The 17,442-nt window shown below is 75.9% G+C and carries 24 protein-coding genes; 17 read left to right on the top strand and 7 right to left on the bottom strand.

Features of this window, described 5'->3' with window-relative positions; all coding sequences use genetic code 11:
• Positions 1-70: 70 nt before the first annotated feature.
• The 4 genes from JIG38_RS08645 to JIG38_RS08630 all read left to right on the top strand — a co-directional run bounded on the left by JIG38_RS08645 (position 71) and on the right by JIG38_RS08630 (position 2,924).
• A complete protein-coding gene (locus JIG38_RS08645; protein ID WP_199423380.1) occupies positions 71-577 on the top strand; it encodes a hypothetical protein in 507 nt (168 codons plus the stop codon).
• Positions 578-727: 150 nt separating this feature from the next.
• Entirely contained in the window at positions 728-1,306 is a 579-nt protein-coding gene (locus JIG38_RS08640; RefSeq protein ID WP_199423379.1) for a hypothetical protein, read from the top strand.
• A 149-nt stretch (positions 1,307-1,455) separates the two neighbouring features.
• On the top strand, positions 1,456-1,737 hold the full coding sequence (locus JIG38_RS08635; RefSeq protein ID WP_199423378.1) for a hypothetical protein: 282 nt from the start codon (positions 1,456-1,458) through the stop codon (positions 1,735-1,737).
• 98 nt (positions 1,738-1,835) lie between these two features.
• Positions 1,836-2,924, top strand: coding sequence for a hypothetical protein (locus JIG38_RS08630; protein WP_199423377.1), 1,089 nt, complete (start codon positions 1,836-1,838; stop codon positions 2,922-2,924).
• A gap of 68 nt (positions 2,925-2,992) precedes the next feature.
• Here JIG38_RS08630 and JIG38_RS08625 read toward each other — a convergent pair whose 3' ends face one another.
• The 3 genes from JIG38_RS08625 to JIG38_RS08615 all read right to left on the bottom strand — a co-directional run bounded on the left by JIG38_RS08625 (position 2,993) and on the right by JIG38_RS08615 (position 5,046).
• Positions 2,993-3,754, bottom strand: coding sequence for a deoxyribonuclease IV (locus JIG38_RS08625; protein ID WP_199423376.1), 762 nt, complete (start codon positions 3,752-3,754; stop codon positions 2,993-2,995).
• Complete coding sequence (locus JIG38_RS08620) at positions 3,745-3,906, bottom strand: hypothetical protein (protein ID WP_199423375.1); 162 nt, start codon at positions 3,904-3,906, stop codon at positions 3,745-3,747. The genes JIG38_RS08625 and JIG38_RS08620 overlap by 10 nt, the downstream gene beginning before the upstream one ends.
• Before the next feature lie 270 nt (positions 3,907-4,176).
• Entirely contained in the window at positions 4,177-5,046 is an 870-nt protein-coding gene (locus tag JIG38_RS08615) for a TetR/AcrR family transcriptional regulator (RefSeq protein WP_307844724.1), read from the bottom strand.
• Between the two features lie 52 nt (positions 5,047-5,098).
• Between JIG38_RS08615 and JIG38_RS08610 the strand changes: the two genes are divergently transcribed.
• The 4 genes from JIG38_RS08610 to JIG38_RS08595 all read left to right on the top strand — a co-directional run bounded on the left by JIG38_RS08610 (position 5,099) and on the right by JIG38_RS08595 (position 9,339).
• The gene (locus tag JIG38_RS08610) at positions 5,099-5,563 is read left to right on the top strand and encodes a hypothetical protein (protein WP_199423374.1); all 465 of its coding nucleotides are present in this window, start codon (positions 5,099-5,101) and stop codon (positions 5,561-5,563) included.
• Positions 5,563-6,054, top strand: coding sequence for a nitroreductase/quinone reductase family protein (locus tag JIG38_RS08605; protein ID WP_199423373.1), 492 nt, complete (start codon positions 5,563-5,565; stop codon positions 6,052-6,054). The genes JIG38_RS08610 and JIG38_RS08605 overlap by 1 nt, the downstream gene beginning before the upstream one ends.
• Positions 6,055-6,196: 142 nt before the next feature.
• On the top strand, positions 6,197-8,317 hold the full coding sequence (gene recQ / locus JIG38_RS08600) for a DNA helicase RecQ (RefSeq protein WP_372419878.1): 2,121 nt from the start codon (positions 6,197-6,199) through the stop codon (positions 8,315-8,317).
• Positions 8,317-9,339 carry an AEC family transporter gene (locus tag JIG38_RS08595; RefSeq protein WP_199423372.1) on the top strand — a complete coding sequence of 341 codons (1,023 nt, stop codon included), beginning with the start codon at positions 8,317-8,319 and terminating at the stop codon, positions 9,337-9,339. Before recQ ends, JIG38_RS08595 begins: the two co-directional genes overlap by 1 nt.
• Before the next feature lie 45 nt (positions 9,340-9,384).
• Here the strand turns inward: JIG38_RS08595 and JIG38_RS08590 are convergent, their stop codons facing one another.
• Both JIG38_RS08590 and JIG38_RS08585 read right to left on the bottom strand, forming a co-directional pair.
• Complete coding sequence (locus JIG38_RS08590) at positions 9,385-9,894, bottom strand: pyridoxamine 5'-phosphate oxidase family protein (RefSeq protein ID WP_199423371.1); 510 nt, start codon at positions 9,892-9,894, stop codon at positions 9,385-9,387.
• Between the two features lie 111 nt (positions 9,895-10,005).
• Positions 10,006-10,305 (bottom strand): hypothetical protein, encoded by a 300-nt coding sequence (locus JIG38_RS08585; protein ID WP_199423370.1) that lies wholly within the window; start codon positions 10,303-10,305, stop codon positions 10,006-10,008.
• 39 nt (positions 10,306-10,344) lie between these two features.
• Between JIG38_RS08585 and JIG38_RS08580 the strand changes: the two genes are divergently transcribed.
• From JIG38_RS08580 to JIG38_RS08540, 9 genes are all read left to right on the top strand, one after another.
• Entirely contained in the window at positions 10,345-10,680 is a 336-nt protein-coding gene (locus tag JIG38_RS08580; RefSeq protein WP_199423369.1) for a type VII secretion target, read from the top strand.
• Positions 10,681-10,690: 10 nt separating this feature from the next.
• The gene (locus tag JIG38_RS08575; RefSeq protein WP_199423368.1) at positions 10,691-11,440 is read left to right on the top strand and encodes a WXG100 family type VII secretion target; all 750 of its coding nucleotides are present in this window, start codon (positions 10,691-10,693) and stop codon (positions 11,438-11,440) included.
• A gap of 26 nt (positions 11,441-11,466) precedes the next feature.
• Entirely contained in the window at positions 11,467-11,802 is a 336-nt protein-coding gene (locus JIG38_RS08570; protein ID WP_199423367.1) for a hypothetical protein, read from the top strand.
• Positions 11,803-11,932: 130 nt separating this feature from the next.
• Positions 11,933-12,343 carry an ArsR/SmtB family transcription factor gene (locus tag JIG38_RS08565; RefSeq protein WP_199423366.1) on the top strand — a complete coding sequence of 137 codons (411 nt, stop codon included), beginning with the start codon at positions 11,933-11,935 and terminating at the stop codon, positions 12,341-12,343.
• Entirely contained in the window at positions 12,340-12,819 is a 480-nt protein-coding gene (locus JIG38_RS08560) for an SRPBCC family protein (protein ID WP_199423365.1), read from the top strand. Before JIG38_RS08565 ends, JIG38_RS08560 begins: the two co-directional genes overlap by 4 nt.
• Positions 12,816-13,214: a DoxX family protein gene (locus JIG38_RS08555; protein WP_199423364.1), complete on the top strand. Its 399-nt coding sequence runs from the start codon at positions 12,816-12,818 to the stop codon at positions 13,212-13,214. Before JIG38_RS08560 ends, JIG38_RS08555 begins: the two co-directional genes overlap by 4 nt.
• A 215-nt stretch (positions 13,215-13,429) precedes the next feature.
• Positions 13,430-13,858, top strand: a complete 429-nt coding sequence (locus tag JIG38_RS08550) for a hypothetical protein (RefSeq protein ID WP_199423363.1) — start codon at positions 13,430-13,432, stop codon at positions 13,856-13,858.
• 94 nt (positions 13,859-13,952) lie between these two features.
• Positions 13,953-14,669, top strand: a complete 717-nt coding sequence (locus tag JIG38_RS08545) for a helix-turn-helix transcriptional regulator (RefSeq protein WP_199423362.1) — start codon at positions 13,953-13,955, stop codon at positions 14,667-14,669.
• Positions 14,670-14,810: 141 nt separating this feature from the next.
• Positions 14,811-15,257, top strand: coding sequence for a VOC family protein (locus JIG38_RS08540; RefSeq protein WP_199423361.1), 447 nt, complete (start codon positions 14,811-14,813; stop codon positions 15,255-15,257).
• A 56-nt stretch (positions 15,258-15,313) separates the two neighbouring features.
• On the opposite strand, the gene JIG38_RS08535 is transcribed toward JIG38_RS08540, so the two are convergent.
• Positions 15,314-16,450 (bottom strand): ABC transporter permease, encoded by a 1,137-nt coding sequence (locus JIG38_RS08535; RefSeq protein WP_199423360.1) that lies wholly within the window; start codon positions 16,448-16,450, stop codon positions 15,314-15,316.
• Positions 16,447-17,400 carry an ABC transporter ATP-binding protein gene (locus tag JIG38_RS08530; RefSeq protein WP_199423359.1) on the bottom strand — a complete coding sequence of 318 codons (954 nt, stop codon included), beginning with the start codon at positions 17,398-17,400 and terminating at the stop codon, positions 16,447-16,449. Before JIG38_RS08530 ends, JIG38_RS08535 begins: the two co-directional genes overlap by 4 nt.
• Positions 17,401-17,442: the final 42 nt, after the last annotated feature.

Raw genomic sequence — 17,442 nt, 5'->3', positions numbered from 1 at the left:
GACGTCGGCCTCCCCGCCAGGATCGGCACGTCCCCTCAAGGCACGTGGTCGATCGGTCGACACCTCTGCCATGAAGCCCCCCGCGCTCCGGACCGCCGTCGTCGGCCTGCTCGTGGCGGCGACGCTCACGGGCTGCGCGCTCACGCCCGTCGCGCCGCAGGCCGCGACGCAGTGCGACCCGCCGGCCCCGCCGGGGGTCTCCCAGGCGGCACAGGCCTACGCGAACGCGACGCACGAGGCGCTCCTGGACCGCATCGAGCTGTCCGACACCATCGCCGCGCAGAACATGATGATGTCGCTCGACGACATGCGTCGCGCCGCCGAGATCGACCAGGCGTTCCTCGCCGACGTCCGGGCGATCCGCTTCCCCGAAGGAGCGGCGGCACCGGCGCAGGACTTCATCGCCGCGGTCGAGGCGGAGGACGAGTTCCTCCTCACCGCCGCGGCGCAGGACGGCTGGTACGGCGCCCACCTCGCCGAGCGCGGCCGGCTGGACGAGGAGCGCGGTGCGGCGAGCAGGGCGCTGCGCGACGCCCTCGGCCTGCCTGCGTCGGGCTGCCGGCTCACCCTCCCCTGAGTCCCCGGTCCGCCGCCCGCGCGTGCGGACGTCCGTCACGGCGGTCGAGGACTTCCCGCCCTGCTCCCGGGGCCGCCTGCGCGCCACCGTGAAGGTGTTCGCCCTCGCGTGGCGCAGCGCCGCCGGGTGCCGGACGGGTCGGGGGGACGCATGCCTGCGGAACGGCCGAGCTTCTGGACGACCACGGCCGGCGTCCTCACCGCCATCGCGACGCTCCTCACCGCGGTGACGGGCGCCGTCGCGCTCTACCTCACGACGCGCGAGGACCCGACGCCGCCGCCGTCGACCAGCGTCGCCGAGAGCCGCGAGCCCGTCGCGGTGCCGAGCACGACGCCGACCACGTCCGCCGAGGACGCCCTCGCCGCCTGGGTGGTCGAGGTGAACGCCCTGTGCCGCGAGGCGACCGGGCCGCTCAGCGACGCCTACCTCGCGCTGGACGCGGTCTACCGCGAGCCCGCGCCGGACCCCGTCGTCGTCGGCGGGCTGCTGCGCGACCTCGCCGGACGGCACGCCGCGCTGACGTCCCAGCTCGGCTCGCTGTCCCTCCCGCAGGACCCGGTCGCGACCCAGTGGCTGACCGCCTACCAGCTCGAGACCCAGCAGGTGATCCAGGCCTCCGAGCTCTGGGACGCCGGGGACGCCCAGGGTGCCGGGGCGACGCTCTTCGCCGTCAGCCAGTCCGCCGCGGCGTCCGCCCTCGGCGACCCGCTCGGGATCGTCTGCCCCTGACCCCCGCCGCCCGGGCCGGGCCCGACCGCAGGCCCGCGGTGCGTGTCCGCTGGGCAAGACGCGCGTTTGCCAGGGGCGCCCTGCGCTTGTGACGGTGGAGACGCCCGAGATGCCCGACCGGCATCGACGACGAACCGAAGGAGAGCTCTGTGCTCACCCTGACCGACAACGCCCGCGCCGCCGTCCAGGACATCGCCGAGCGCGCCGGGCTGCCCGAGCAGGGCGGCCTGCGCATCGCGCCGTCGCCCGCCCAGGACGGGTCGTTCGAGCTGTCGCTCGTCGCGGAGGCCCCGGCCGGCGACAGCGTGATCGACGCCGAGCGCGCCAAGGTCTACCTCGAGCCCGAGACGTCGGCCGTGCTGGCCGACCAGCAGCTCGACGCGGTCCAGTCCGAGGAGGGGCCGGGCTTCCTGCTCGCCGCCCAGGGCTGACCGCCCGCGCAGGTCGGAGGCCGCTCCCCGGTGGGGGGCGGCCTTCCTCGTGCCCGGCGCACGACGACGCCGTCGGGTGCGGCTGCTCTACTGGTCGCGTGACCCGGACCGACGCGCGCGCGCAGACCGCCGCCGACGAGGGCACGGTGGCCGGCGCTGCGGCGCCGGTCGACGCCCGGCTCCCGGGCGACCTCGTGGCGCACTGGTCCTCGGACGGGTTCCGCGACGACGCGACGGCCTGGGTGCGGGCGGCGCTCGACCCGCACGGTGTCGCGCTGCGCGGCCCGCTCGAGGTGCACCGCGTGCGCTTCTGGTCCGCCGTGCTCAGCGCGACCACCGACGCGGGGCGCGTGTGGTTCAAGGCCACGAACCCGGGCCAGTCGTTCGAGGCGACCCTCCTGGCCCGCCTCGGCCGGCTCGCGCCCGACGACGTCGTCGTGCCGCTCGCGGTCGACAGCGGCCGGGGCTGGCTGCTACTCCCCGACGCCGGGCCCGCCGTGCGCGACCGTGGCGCCGTGACGACCGGCGACTGGGAGGCGCTCGTGGCCCACGCGGCCCGGCTCCAGGTCGCCCTCCGCGGCCACCACACCGAGCTCGCGGCCGCTGGACTGCCCGCCCTCGACGCCGGTCAGGCCGAGGAGCACGTCACGGCTCTCGTCGAGCGGCTGCGGCGGCTCCCGCCCGGCGACCCGCAGCGCGTCGCCCCGGACGAGGCCCGGGCGCTCCTGCGCGGGCTGAGGGGCGTGGCGCAGGGCTTCGACGAGCTCGCCCGCTCCGGCATCCCGTCGACGTTCCAGCCGGGCGACGTCAGCGTCGGCAACGCGGTGCCGCGCGACGGGGGCGGGTTCCGCCTCTTCGACGTCGGGGACGCGTTCTGGTCGCACCCGTTCGCCGCGCTGCAGGTGCCCGTGCGCATGGCGACCGGGAGCTGGCCCGGACCGCCCGCGCCCGACGACGCGGTGGCCGCCCGGCTCGGGGACGCCGTCCTGGACGCCTGGGGGATCGCGCCGGGCGCGGACGCCGCACGCCTGGTCGAGGCGGCCGACCGCCTCGCGAGCGTGCAGCGCTGCGAGTCGTGGCGCAGGCTCCTCGCGCACGCCGACCCGGACCGCCTCGGCGTACCGACGCCGCGGCTCGCCGACTGGCTGGCCGACGCCGTGCGACCCCTGTCCCGCGCGTCCGGCTGAGGCGGTCGGTGCCCCGTGCGACGCCGTCCCGCGTCGGGTACCGGCGCCGCTGAGGGCGCCCGCCCGCCTCAGCCCGCGAGCGCCGCCCGGAGGAACGCGATGTCCTCCGCCTGCCGCTCGGCGGGCGTCTCGACGAGCGCGTCGCAGCCCGCCTCCCGGACGACGTGGGCGATGAGCTCGGGCGGGATCGTCCCCGTCGCGAAGTTGGCGTGCCGGTCGCGGCTCGAGCCGAACTCGTCGCGCGAGCTGTTGGCGTGGACGAGGTCGATGCGACCGGTGATGGCCTTGACCCGGTCGACGATCGTCTCGAGGTCCTCCCCCGCCGCCCAGGCGTGGCAGGTGTCGAGGCAGAAGCCGACGTCGTACCCGCCGATGGCGTCCCAGAGCATCGCGATGCGGTCGAGCGTGCGCGCGCACGCGTTCTCCCCGCCCGCGGTGTTCTCGACGAGGACCAGGACGGGGAAGGTCGCGCGCTCGAACGTCTTGCGCCAGTTGTCGACGCCGACCGCGATGTCGTCACCCTCGCCGACGTGCCCGCCGTGGACGATGAGGCCCTTGCCGCCCAGCGTGGCTGCGGCCGCCGCGTGCTCGGCGATCATCTTGCGGCTGGGGATGCGGATCTTGTTGTTGGTCGACGCCACGTTGACCAGGTACGGCGCGTGCACGTAGACACCGAGGCCCGAGGCCACGATCGCGTCCGCGTCCTCGCGCGGCTGGGGCTTCTTCCAGCCCTGCGGGTCCGCGAGGAAGAACTGCACCGCCTCGGCACCGACCTCCGCCCCAGCCGTCGCGGGGTCACCGTCCCTGACGTGCGCTCCGATCAGTGCCATGCGGCCAGGCTAGACGAGCCGTCCGACACCACCGGTGGCCGGGCGGTTCGCAGGCGCCGCACCAGCGCGACGCCCGTGAGGCAGTAGAGGCCCGGCAGGAGCGCGACGGTGAGGACCAGGAGCGGGTCCCCGCCCGAGAAGGCGCCGAGCACCGAGCGCGGCGCTCAGCGAGTGCTCCACGAGCAGGACCGTCGACCACGGCCGGTGCGGCGCGCGTGGTCCCGCGGCGTCCCGCGGCGCCGGGGAGGTCGGCGGCACGAGGTCGGACGGCTGCCCGCCGTGACCCGGCCCGCCCGCGTACGGCGCCCCGTACCCCTGCTCCGACATCTCGCCTCCCCTGCGTCCGCGTCGGACGCTACCGTCGGGCGGCGACCTCGGGAGGGCCGACGGCGCCCGGACGCCGCGCGGTCACCCGTCCGGCGTCAGGCGCTGTCCGCGGCCTCCGCGCCCACGGCGACGAGACCGCGCAGGCCGGTCACGAGCGCGTCGGGCGGCGGGACGCTCGCGCCCGGGTCCTCCTCGAGGTGGCCCAGCACGATCCCCGTGAGCGCCAGCACGGGCACCGACCACTCCGCCGTGCGCCTGGAGCCGTAGGGCGCGAGGGGACGCGTGTCGTGCACGAGCCCCGGGTCCGCGAGCGCCGCGACCATGAACCCGTTGGTCGCGGCGCTGACCGTGCGCGCGACGACGTCGAGCCCCTCCTCCCCGGCGAGCGGCGCGGCGAGCCGCAGCCCGAAGAGCCGGGCGACGCCACCGATGACGGCGCGCCCGCGCGCGACGGCCCGTCGTTCGCTGCGCGCGAGAGCCTCGGCGAGCGCGGCCCGCAGCTCTGGGCTCGGCACGCCGACGAAGGCCGCGCGCAGGGCGAGGTAGGTCTGGAACTGCGGGGACGCGAGCGTCGCGCCCACGTCGGCCCGGAAGGCGAGGCGGTGCAGCTCGACCAGCAGGTCGCGCCGGCCGGCGGGTGAGACGAGGTCGTCGGCGACCGTGTCGAGGAGCGACGTCGCCTCGGCCGTGACCTGCTCGCCGATCGTGGGGAGCTCGCTGCCCCGCGCGAGCGCGAGGAGCACGTCGTCGAGGAAGGCCTCCCGCGTGGGCCAGCGGCGGTAGGCCGACGTGCGCGAGACGTCGGCGGCGCGGATGACGTCCTCGAAGCGCAGCCCGTCGAGACCCACCGTGATGCCGTGGGTCGCGAGCGCGTCGAGCGCGGCGTCGAGGACGCGCCGCTCCGTCTCGGCGTCGCTCAGACGGGCGCGACGCGTGCGCTCGGGATGTTGACCGGTGCCTGCCACAGACCTACCTTTGGGACATGAGATACCAAGTTCCAACGAGCCGACCGGAGCCATGATGCCCGCCCACGTCGTCGTCGGCCACGTGGCCGTCATCGTCGCACCCCTCGCGGCCCTGCTCGCGCTCGTCTACGCGCTCGCAGCGGGGTCCCGACGCGGCACGCGAGCCGGGCTCGTCGCCGCCGCGACGATCGCCTTCGGTCTGTGCGCCTGGGCGGGCGAGGCGGGCGGGGACCTGCTCGACGAGCTGTCGGCCGCGACGCCGGCGGACCTCCCCGAGGAGGTCGCGACGCACGCGCACGGCTCCGACGCGCTGACGGTCGCGGCGTTCGTGCTCCTGGCCGTCGTGCTCGCCGTCGTGTGGCGCTGGCTCCGGCCCGGCCGGACGGCGGGCACGGCGCCGCGCGTCGCGCAGGTGGCGCTCGTGCTCGCGTCCCTCGGCGTCCTGCTCACGACGGCGACCGTCCTCACCGCGGCGATGCGCGCGGTCTGGGCGACGCAGCCGGGCTGGGTGGCCTGATGCGCGCGGCCCTGCCGCAGCGCGCGGCCCGGTGGATGTACCGCAGCGGCGGGCCCAACTGGATGGCCCGGCCGATGAACGCCGTGGCCGCGTGGCAGTTCCGGCGCGGCATCCTCTCGTTCGGCGGGCGCGGCGTCACGCTCGACGTGCGCGGGCGGGTCTCGGGCCGCACCGTCTCGCTGCCCCTCGTGCTCGTGCGCCTGGGCGGCGAGCGCTACCTCGTCTCGATGCTCGGCGAGGACGTCCAGTGGCTGCGCAACGTCCGCGCGGCGGACGGCCGCGCCATCCTGCACGCGCCGCGCGCCGAGCCGGTGCGGCTCGTGGACGTCGCCGTCGCGGACCGCGCGCCGGTCCTGCGGCGCTACGTCGAGCTCGCGCCGGGTGGGCGGCCGCACATCCCCGTGCCGGTCGGTGCGCCGGTCGAGGAGTTCGCCCGCGTCGCCGCGCGCTTCCCGGTGCTGCGCGTGGAGAGCGCGCCCGACGTCGCCTGAGCGGCCCGGCGCCGGAGGTGGGCTGCCGCGATGGCCCCATGGGTCTCCTCGTGGTCACCGGACAGCCTGGCTCCTCGCCGGGCGCGGCGCACACCTGTGGACGGCCGGCCGGGGCGTCGGCGCCGGAACGTAGGCTGGTGAGGTGCCCTCGACGTCGCGACCGGACCGGTCCGCCCCGGTCCCCGACCTGCCGTACGACGTCTCGTACGACGACGTCCTGGACGAGCCGCCGTACGACCCGGAGTACGACGCCGCGCCGCCCCCCGAGGTGCGCGCACCGGTCGCCGACGCCCCGCTGCCGGTCGCCGCGCCCGCGCGCCGGGTGGCCGAGCGGGTCGGCCCCGCGCCGACGCCGATCGAGGTGCTGCGCGAGGTCTGGGGCTACGACAGCCTCCGCGGCGAGCAGGCCGCGATCATCGACACGGTCGTCGCGGGCGGGGACGCGCTCGTCCTCATGCCGACCGGCTCGGGCAAGTCGCTGTGCTACCAGGTCCCCGCGCTGGTCCGGCCGGGCACGGGCGTCGTCGTCTCGCCGCTCATCGCGCTCATGCAGGACCAGGTCGACGCGCTGTCGGCGGCGGGCGTGCGGGCCGGCTTCCTCAACTCGACGCAGGACCCGACGCAGCGCCGCGCGGTCGAGCGCGCCTACGTCGAGGGCGAGCTCGACCTGCTCTACCTCGCGCCCGAGCGGCTGCGCGCGCCGTCGACGCTCGAGCTGCTCGACCGGGGCGAGATCGCGCTGTTCGCGATCGACGAGGCCCACTGCGTGTCCCAGTGGGGGCACGACTTCCGGCCCGACTACCTGCAGCTCTCGGTGCTGCACGAGCGGTGGCCGGCCGTGCCCCGGATCGCGCTCACCGCGACGGCGACCGAGGCGACGCACGCCGAGATCGCGCAGCGGCTCGACCTGCGCGAGGAGTCGGGCGCCCGGCACTTCGTCGCGAGCTTCGACCGGCCCAACATCCAGTACCGGATCGTCCCCAAGGCGAGCCCGCGCCAGCAGCTGCTCGACCTGCTGCGCACCGAGCACGCGGGCGACGCCGGCATCGTCTACTGCCTGAGCCGCGCCTCGGTCGAGCAGACCGCGGACTTCCTCACCGCCCAGGGCATCACCGCCCTGCCGTACCACGCGGGTCTCGACCGGCGCGTGCGGTCGGCGAACCAGGCGCGGTTCCTGCGCGAGGACGGCCTCGTCATGGTCGCGACGATCGCGTTCGGGATGGGCATCGACAAGCCCGACGTGCGGTTCGTCGCGCACCTCGACCTGCCCAAGTCGGTCGAGGGCTACTACCAGGAGACGGGCCGTGCGGGACGCGACGGCCTGCCGTCGACGGCCTGGCTCGCGTACGGGCTGCAGGACGTGGTCCAGCAGCGGCGCATGATCGACACGTCGGAGGGCGACGCCGCCCACCGACGGCGGCTGTCCGCGCACCTCGACGCGATGCTCGCGCTCTGCGAGACGGTCTCGTGCCGCCGCGTGCAGCTGCTCGCGTACTTCGGCCAGGCGTCCGAGCCGTGCGGCAACTGCGACACCTGCCTCACCCCGCCCGAGACGTGGGACGGCACGGTCGCGGCGCAGAAGCTGCTCTCGACGGTCGTCCGGCTCGACCAGCGCGGCCAGCGCTACGGCGCCGGCCACCTCGTCGACATCCTGCTCGGGCGCGAGACGCCCCGGGTACAGCAGCTCGGGCACACGTCCCTCAGCGTGTTCGGCGTCGGCACCGACCTCTCCGAGCCGGACTGGCGCGGCGTCGTCCGGCAGGTGCTCGCGCAGGGCCTGCTCGCGGTCGACGGCGACGGGTACGGCACCCTGCGCCTCACCGACGCCGGCGCCGAGGTGCTGCGCGGCGCGCGCGAGGTGCCGCTGCGGCGGGAGGCGCCGCGCGCGGCCCGCACGAGGTCGACGCGTCGCGCGGCCGCCGTCGCCGGGCCGGAGCTGTCGTCGGAGGCGACGGACGTCTTCGAGCTCCTCCGTGCGTGGCGCGCGGCGACCGCCAAGGAGCAGGGCGTGCCCGCCTACGTCGTGTTCCACGACGCGACGCTGCGCGAGATCGCCAGCCGCCTGCCGAGCACGCTCGACGAGCTCGGCGCCGTGAGCGGCGTCGGCCGCGCCAAGCTCGAGCGCTACGGCCCGGCCCTGCTCACGGCCCTGGGCGGCGACGCACCCGCGACGGCCGAGGCCGCCGGTCCGAGCGCGTCGACCCGGGCGGGTGGCGCGGACGACGACGCCGCGCAGGAGGCCGAGCCGGCGCCCGCGCGCTGATGGTCGCCGTCCTCACCGCCCTCGGGACGATGGCGGCCATCGCCCTCGTGGGCTGGCTGCTCGCGCGGTGGGGCGCGCTCGGGCCGCACGCCGAGCGGGTGCTCGCGCGGGCGGTCTTCGTCATCGCGGCGCCGAGCCTCCTCGCGGTGACGATCGCGGGCGCGGACCTCGGCCTGCTCCTCTCGCGGACCGCGCTCGTCGTCGCCGTGAGCACCCTCGCCGTCGTCGCGATCGCCGTCGTCGTGCTGCGCGTGGTCTGGCGGCGACCCGCGGGCGAGGCGACCATCGGCACGCTCGCGTCGTCGTACGTCAACGCCGGCAACCTCGGCATCCCCATCGCCGTCTACCTGCTCGGGGACGCGGTCGCCGTCGTGCCCACGCTGCTGCTCCAGCTGCTCGTGCTCGCGCCGGTCGCGTTCACGATCCTCGACGCGCAGGCGGAGCGCGGCCGGACGCCTGCGCGCGACGCCGGACCGGGTGACGTCGACGCGGAAAAGCCCCCGGTCGCGGACGCCGCCGACGTCGCCGTCGGCCGGGGCCGCGCGGGCGTGGGGCGGCTGCGGCGCGTCGTCGGGCGCACGCTGCGCAACCCGATCATCATCGGCGCGCTCACCGGGGTCGCCCTCGCGCTCCTGCCGTGGGACGTGCCCGCTGTCGTGCTCGAGCCGTTCCGGCTCATCGGCGCGGCCGCCGCGCCGCTCGCGCTGCTGACGTTCGGCATGTCCCTCGTCGGGCTCGGCCGGGGCCGCGGCGAGCGCAGCCGCCCGCGCGAGCTCGCGCTCGTCGTCACGCTGCGCTCCCTCGTGCACCCGGCGCTCGCCGCCCTGCTCGGGCGCGCGCTGGGTCTCGACGGCGGCGAGCTGCTCGCCGTCGTGACGATGACCGCGCTGCCCACGGCCCAGAACGTGCTCGTGTACGCGATCCAGTACGGGCGGGGGCGTGCCCTCGCCCGCGACGCGGGTCTGGCGACCACGCTCCTCGCGGTCCCCGTGATGCTCGCGGTCGCGGCGCTCCTCGCCTGACGCACCGGCCCGGGCGTTCCGCCGGCGCGGGACCAGGTCCGCCCGCTACCCCGCGAAGCGCCAGCTCGTCGGCCGGGTCGCGAAGTCGTCCTCGCGCTCGATGACGGCGATCGCGCGGGTCGGCCGGACCTCGACCACGAGGTGCGCGAGCACGAACGCCGGGTCGAGCTCCTCGGACATCGCGGCGTACTTCGCGACGTACCGGTCGGCCCAGAGGCGCCGCCGCGCGTCGTCCGTGACCACCGCCGCGCGACCCTGGAGCGAGACGCACTCGACGGTGTCGTCCGCCGCGACCGCGACGCGCGGGTTGGTCGCGATGTTGCGTGCCTTCACCGATCCCGGCGCGCACGAGAACGCGAACCGGTGCTCGTCGTCGTCCCACACGCCCCAGACGGGCAACGCGTGCGGCTGCCCGGACGACGACGCCGTCACCACCCAGAAGTTGCGGCCGCGCACCAGGCGCTCCGCCGCCCACGACCAGGGCAGCGGCTCCCACGCCTCGGCCCGGACCCCGTACTCGGCCATCGCGGGCATCTCCGCCACCGGTTCGACCATCCTCCGACGCTACGGCCGCCCACCGACACGGGCGCCGCGGTCCCCGGCCGTACCAGGAGACAGACCGAGGAGCCGGCACCGGATCCGCTCCGGACCGGTCCTCGGACGAGCTCACCGGGGCAGGAACGCGACGGCGCCGAAGAACAGGGCCGCCGCGAGGACGCCGACGCCGAGCGCGCGCCCGTAGGCGCCGCTCGCCTCGCCACCGGTCGGCCCCGCCGGGCGCCAGCCCCCGAGCCACCACAGCAGTCCCGCGCTCGCGAGCCACATGCCGGCGACGACGAGCAGGCGCGGCTCCCCGAGCGCCGCCCCGGACGCCGCGCCGGCGAGGGCGAGCACCGCGACGACGACCGCGACGAGGCGCAGCCGCGTGTTGCGCAGACGGCGAACGGTGGCGGTCCGGTCGGTCATGGGTACCCTTTCCGATCTACGACGGCGTCCGACACCAGCATGGCAGGGAGCGAGATGGCGGAGTTCTACGTCAGACCGGAGGCGCTCAGCGCGTTCGCGCGCAAGCTCGACCGGCTGTCGAACCAGATCCCCGAGGGCCTCAACTACGTCGAGGGCCACTGCTCTCTCGACTTCGGGGACACCGGCGCCCTCCTGGGCACGGTCCTCATCACGACGAACGCCGCACGCGACGCGACGAACGACCTCCTCACCAAGCTCGGCCAGATCACCGACGCGTCCGCGGCCGAGATCCGAGCCTCCGCCCAGCTGTACCGACGCACCGACGACGACGTCGACGCGCGGATGGACAGCCGCCTCGCCGACCTGCCCGACTGAGAGGACTGCCGTGCCCGTCACCATCGACGGCGGCGGTGGGGGCCCCACCCCGCCCTCCGCCCTGCTGCTCCCCCCGCAGGCCAGCGAGCCGATGCCCGACATCGCGATGCAGATCCTCGGCTGGCAGGACAAGATCTCGCTGGCCTACGGGATCAACGCCGCGATCAACGCGATCTGCGGCTACAACTTCTTCGAGGAGTTCGCCGAGAACTTCACGGGGAACTGGGAGGGCTTCTCGGAGGCCGGCGACGCCCTGCGGCACACCGGCTCGTACCTGCGCGCGTACGCGGTGTCGCTCGAGTCGGGGCTCATCAGCCTCGAGGCCGGGTGGCACGGCAACGCCGCGGACTCGGCGAGCGCTTACATCGGCGACCTGGCCGACCGGCTGCGCGAGCTGCAGACCGCGCTCGACGGCCTCGGCGACGACTTCCAGAAGACGGCGACCGGCGTCTACCTCGCGGGCGAGGCGATGGTGAGCCTCATCCAGGAGCTGTGCGACCTGCTCATCATCCTCGCGCTCGAGGCCACGGCGACGGCGTCGGCGAGCTGGACCGGCGTCGGCGCCCTCATCGGTGGCATCGCGTCCGGCTACACCGCCTGGGAGGCCCGGCAGGTCTGGCTCGAGGTCCTCACCTGGCACGGTCGTGCGGTCGCGGCCTCCGAGGCGTTCGCAGGCCTCGCGGCGGGCAACCTCGCGCTCCTCCACGGGCTGGACGCCAAGCCCCTGCCCGCCGGCTACGACAGCCCGGTGACGCCATGACGTCCGGGGCCCCCGACGGGAGCGACATGACCGAGGCCGACGACGTCGAGCGCCTGCTGCCCTTCGCGGGCAACGACCCGGGCCGCGCGCTGCGCCTGCGGCGCGCGCTGGACCGCCTGCGCGAGTCGCCGGACCCGGAGATCCGCGCGATGGCCGACGACGTCCTCACGGGCCGCCTCGCGTTCCGCGACCTGCTCACCGACGCCCGGTTCAACCGCGTGACGGCCGAGCGCGTGCCGCAGTTCTTCCAGCAGTGGGACGCGCTCGACGAGGGCCAGAAGGCGACGATCGTCGCCGAGGGCCGCGCGCAGCGCGAGCAGGACCGCGCCGAGGCAGCGCGCCTGCGCCGCGACGACGCCTGACGGGCATACGCCCGGCCTCGACGGACGCCCGACCCGCCGGCGGCGCTGTCTTCTCAACCGCACGGTTGACGCTTCGTCGCGCCCGGCGCTAGCCTCGTCGTCAACCACATGGTTGACGACAGGAGCGCTCATGGCGGCCGACCCCCTCTCCCGGGCCTTCGCGGCCCTGGCCGACCCCACGCGGCGCGACATGGTCGCCCGCCTCACCCTCGCCGACGCGACCGTCGGCGAGCTCGCCGAGCCCTACGACGTCAGCGTCCAGGCCGTGTCCAAGCACGTCCGCGTGCTCGAGGACGCGGGGCTCGTCACGCGGCCGACGACAGCGGGCCGCCCACCCGTCCACCTCGAGGCGGAGGTCCTCAGCCTCATGACCGCCTGGATCGAGCGGTACCGACGGCAGGCCGAGGAGCGCTACCGCCGGCTCGACGACGTCCTCGCGGCGATGCCCGACGCGGCACCGCCCAGCCGGACCACCCGGGACACCACGGCCCGCACCAGCACCACCCGCACCACCACCACGGACGAGGAGCACCGACCATGAGCACGAGCACCCGCGAGACCACGATCACCGCCGACCCGACCGTCCCGCTCGTGCGGGTCGTGCGCGAGTTCGACGCGCCGCCGTCCCGCGTCTTCCGCGCCCACACGGACCCCGAGCTGCTCGCGCAGTGGTTCGGGCCGCGCGACTCGCACACGCGCTTCGAGCACTTCGACGCGACCACGGGCGGCACGTTCCGCTACGTGCACGTGAGCGAGGGGTACGAGATGGGCGCCCGCGGCTGCTTCCACGAGGTCCGCCCCGACGAGGTCATCGTCCAGACCTTCAGCATGGACGAGTACCCGGACGGCGTCGCGCTCGAGCGCTACACGTTCGAGGCGCTCGACGGCGGCCGCACGCGCCTGACGGTGACGACGCTCGTCGACGCGTTCGAGACGCGCGACCAGATCATCGCGTCCGGCATGGAGCACGGGGTCCGCGAGGGCTTCGAGCGCCTCGACGCCCTCCTGGCGTCATGACCGCCACCGCGGTCGGCGCTCCCGCACGGCGCCGCGGCCGCGCCGGCACGGTGGCGCTCGTCGCCGCGCAGGTAGCGCTCGCGTTCGTCGTCGGCAGCGGCGGCGCCATGAAGCTCGCGGGTGAGCCGACGATGGTCGCGATGTTCGACGACATCGGCGCCGGGCAGTGGTTCCGCGTGCTGGTCGGCGGGCTCGAGGTCGCGGGGGCGGTGGGGCTGCTCGTGCCCCGGCTCGCGACCCTCGCGGCCGCGGGCCTCACCCTCCTGCTCCTCGGCGCGACGGCGACGAACGTCGTCGTGCTCGACGCGAGCCCGGTGACCGCGGCGGCGCTCGCCGCGGTGGCGGCAGCGATCGCCGTCGTGCGCGTGCGCCGCGCTCGCGCGGCCTCCACCTGACCGCCCCGCCGCCCTGCCCGCCTGACGAGCAAACGTGCAGATCCGCGCGATCACGACGCGGGGCATCTGCGCGGTTGTTCGTCCGAGCCGCGGAGCCGCCTGCGGACCTCCGACCCAGGGAGCGGGTGAGATCTCGCGCGACGCTTCAGGGCGGGCCCGGCGACGCCGATGGGTCCTCGGAGGCGCCGTCCGGCGCCACGGACCCAGGAGCCGTCATGGACCTCGCCGCAGCGCTCGCCACCATCGAGGACGCGCGTCCCCGCCGCCTCCCGCTCGCGATCGTCGTCGCCGGGCTCGTCGTGGTCGCGATGGGTCACGAGCACCAGGGCGTGGCCGTCGCGGCGATCCTCGCCGCGTGGGCCGTGGCCGGCGTCGTCGCCCACCGCCACCGCCGCGCCGACGTCGCGCGCGACCGCCGCGTGGGCGACGCCGTCTCCGCGTTCCTCCAGGTCGAGCACGACCTCCTCGTCGCGGGCCCGGTCGAGGTCCACGCGCGCGGCGCCCGCGCCGTCGCGCTCGACGCCGACGGGGCCCCGCGCGCCGTCGAGGTCCGCTGGACGCCCGTCGCCCGCGGGGCGCGCGGCGTGGCCGTCCCGGTCGCGGGCCCGGTCGTCGTCTCCCTGTCGGAGCTCGTCGCCGCCTGAGCCGTCCGCGGGCCCGTCCCCGCCGAGGTCCTGCCGACGGGTCACCCGCCGGCCTGCCCCTCCGCGTGTCGGAGGTCGCGCCTAGCATGCGCGCGTGAACCGGACCGACCGCCTGTACGCCGTCGTCGAGGAGCTGCGCGCGGTCGCGCCGCGGCCGCTGTCCGCCCGCCGCCTCGCCGAGCGGTTCGAGGTCAGCGTGCGCACCGTCGAGCGCGACATCGGCGCGCTCCAGCAGGCGGGCGTGCCCATCTGGGCCGAGACCGGCCGCCGCGGCGGCTACGCGCTCGACCGGACCACCTCCCTGCCGCCGGTGAACTTCACGTGGGCCGAGGCGACGGCGCTCGTCGTCGCCCTCGCGCGCGGGGCCGACGGCGCCTTCGCGGCTGCGGGCAGGTCGGCGCTGCTCAAGGTCCTCGCGGCCATGCCCGCGCGCGACGCCGCCGTGACGCGGGCGCTCGCCGCGCGCGTGCGCCTGGTCGACGCGGTCCGGACCGCGGGCGACGACGTCGGCCCCATGCCCCGCGTGCCCCCGGCACTCGCCGCGGGCGTCGCGTCGGGCCGCTGCGTGCGGCTGGTCTACTCCGACCAGCACGGCGCGACGAGCGAGCGCGTCCTCGAGCCCTTGCTCCTCCTCGGCCGCCCGGACGCCTGGTACGTCCTCGGCTGGTGCCGCCTGCGCGACGCCGCGCGGGCCTTCCGGCTCGACCGCATCCGCGCGGTCGAGCTGCTCGACGACCGCGTCGCGCCGCGGGACCCGGAGAGCGTGCTGCCGCCGGTCCCGCACCTCGAGATCCGCGCGCTCGCCGTCTGAGCGCCTCGAGATCAGCGCCCTCTCCGCCTGAGCCTCTCGGAGCGCCGGGACGGATCGCCGAAACACCGACACAGGGGTGTCGCGTCGGGGCGCGAGCGTGGTGCCACCGGCGACCCCGCCGGCCCGACCACGGAGGCCCGCATGACCCTCGACCAGACCACCGCCGTCCCCGCCGCAGCACCCGCCGCCACCACCCCGTCCGCTGCGACCACCGCGGCACCCGCGAACGGCGCCGTCGCCTGGTTCGAGATCGGCTCGACCGACCCGGCCTCGGCGCAGGAGTTCTACGGCAGCCTCTTCGGCTGGACCTTCGCGGCCGAGGACGTCGGCATCCCGTACTACGAGGTCGCCACCGGGGCCGAGGGCTCGCTCGGCGGGGGCATCGCCGACACGTCGGCGCAGGGCGTCGCGTACGCCACGGTGTGCGTCCAGGTGGCCGACGTCGCCGCGACGCTCGCAGCCGTGCCCGGCCTCGGCGGCGAGATCGTCGCAGGGCCCATCCCGCTGAGCACCGGCATGGTCATCGGCTACCTGCGCGACCGCGAGGGCAGCGTCGTGGGGCTGTTCACGCCGCCGTCGGGGGCGTGACGCGACGACGCCCCCGCACCGTGGGTGCGGGGGCGTCGGGCTCGCGCCGGGTGGGCTCAGGCGTCGCGCAGCGCCTGGCGCACCGTGACGCGCCCGCTGAACCGCAGGAGCGAGCGCTCGTAGATGCGCGCGCCGATCATGACGACCCCGACCGTCGCCACGGCGAGGAGCGCGAGCGCGAGCAGCGGCTCCCACCACGAGGCCTCGCCGAGGAACAGCCGGACGGGCATCGCGACCGGGGCGCTGAACGGCACGTACGAGAGGATCTTCAGCACCACGGGGTTGTCGTTGAAGAACACGATGCCGAAGTACGGGACCATCGTGAGCATCATCACCGGCGTGAGCACCGGGCCGGTGTCCTCGATCCGGGAGACCAGCGACGCGCTCGACGCGAACACCGCGGCGAGGAGCACGAAGCCCACGACGAAGAAGAGGATGAACCACGCGACGGGGCCGCCGAGCATCCCGAGCAGCTCGTCCTGGCCCGTCGCGACGAGCCCGATGACCGACACGGCCGCGAGCGCCGCCGTCTGGCCCAGCGCGAGCGCGCTGTTGCCGAGGATCTTGCCCGCGAGCAGGGCGCGCGCCGGGACGGTCGACAGCAGGATCTCCACGACGCGGGACTGCTTCTCCTGGACCGTGTTCTGCGCGATGGTCGAGCCGAACGAGATGGCCGACATCATGAAGACCAGGCCGAAGCCGAAGGACACGAGGTAGCGCACGCCCTCGTCCGTCTCGGGCTCGTCGAGCAGCTCCACCGCGGGGGCGGCCGAGAGCGCGCCGACCACGTCGTCCGGCGCGTCCGTGAGCGCGACGACGCGCACGCCCGTGGGGTTGTCCGCCGAGTCGTCCGGCAGCACCGCGGCCGCGACGTCCTCGGACTCGACGAGCTCGCGCGCCGCGTCGGCGTCGTCCACCGGGACGGCCTCGAGCGTCTCGACGTCCTCGACGAGGCCTGCGGTCTGGCTCACGACGGCGACCCGCGTCGCCTCCGTGCGCCCGCCGAGCAGCGAGCCCAGCACGATCGACGCGAGGACGGCGAGCAGGAGCACCGCGGTCGAGATGAGGAACGACTTGCTCCGGACCTGCGTGACGACCTCGCGCTCGGCGACCATGAGGGTCGCCGGCACGACGCCGGGCGCGGCGGGCCGGGCGCGGCCCGCGGTCGTGCGGGTGGTGGTCGGGGTGCTCATCGGACCGCCTCGCTCTGGGTCGCGGTGGCGCCGGCCTCGGCCGACGTCGGGTCGTCGTCCGGGGACTCGTCCCGGACGATGTCGCGGAAGATCTCCGCGAGCGTGGGGCGCACCGGCGCGAACGTGCGCACCGGCGCCCGGTCGAGCGCCGCGCGCAGCACGCGCTGCGCCGCCGCCTCGTCGGCGTCGAACAGGGCCCAGCCGCCCGCGAACTCGACGACGGAGACGCCCGGCTCGTCGCGCAGCCAGCCCACGTCGCCGCCCGAGTCGATCTCGTAGCGCGGCTCGGCGTACGCCTGCCGCAGCTGCTCGCGCTCGCCGGCCGCGCGGATCCGACCGCCGGCGATGACGACGACGTCGTCGCAGAGGCGCTCGACGACGTCGAGCTGGTGCGAGCTGAACAGGACCGGCACGCCCTGGGCCGCGCGCTCGGCGAGCACGGCGACGACCGTGTCGACCGCGAGCGGGTCGAGGCCCGAGAACGGCTCGTCGAGGATGAGGACCTCGGGGTCGTGGACCAGCGCGGCCGCGATCTGGACGCGCTGCTGGTTGCCGAGCGACAGGCTCTCGAGCGCGTCGTCGGCGCGCGCGCCGAGGTCGAGGCGCTCGAGCAGCGCGCGGGCCCGCCGGTCGGCCTCGCGCCGGTCGTAGCCGTGCAGCCGCGCGAGGTAGGTGAGCTGCTCCGCGGCGCGCATCTTCGGGTAGAGGCCGCGCTCCTCGGGCATGTACCCGAAGTGCCGGCGGGCCTCGTCGCCGAGGGGCGCGCCGTCGAGCGTCACGCTGCCGGAGTCGGCCGACAGGACGCCGAGGACGATCCGCATCGTCGTCGTCTTGCCCGCGCCGTTGCCGCCGACGAAGCCGGTGAGCCGGCCGCGCTCGACCGTGAAGTCGACGTCGTCGAGCACGAGCCGGTCGCCGAAGGACCGGTGGATGCCGTCGAGCCTGAGCATGGGTGCCCCTCCTGGGGTGTCCGTCGACGGACCCTCCCGCCG

The organism is Actinotalea solisilvae (assembly GCF_016464425.1).
GTDB classification, from domain to species: domain Bacteria; phylum Actinomycetota; class Actinomycetes; order Actinomycetales; family Cellulomonadaceae; genus Actinotalea; species Actinotalea solisilvae.
This window is presented reverse-complemented; position numbering and strand designations above follow the sequence as displayed.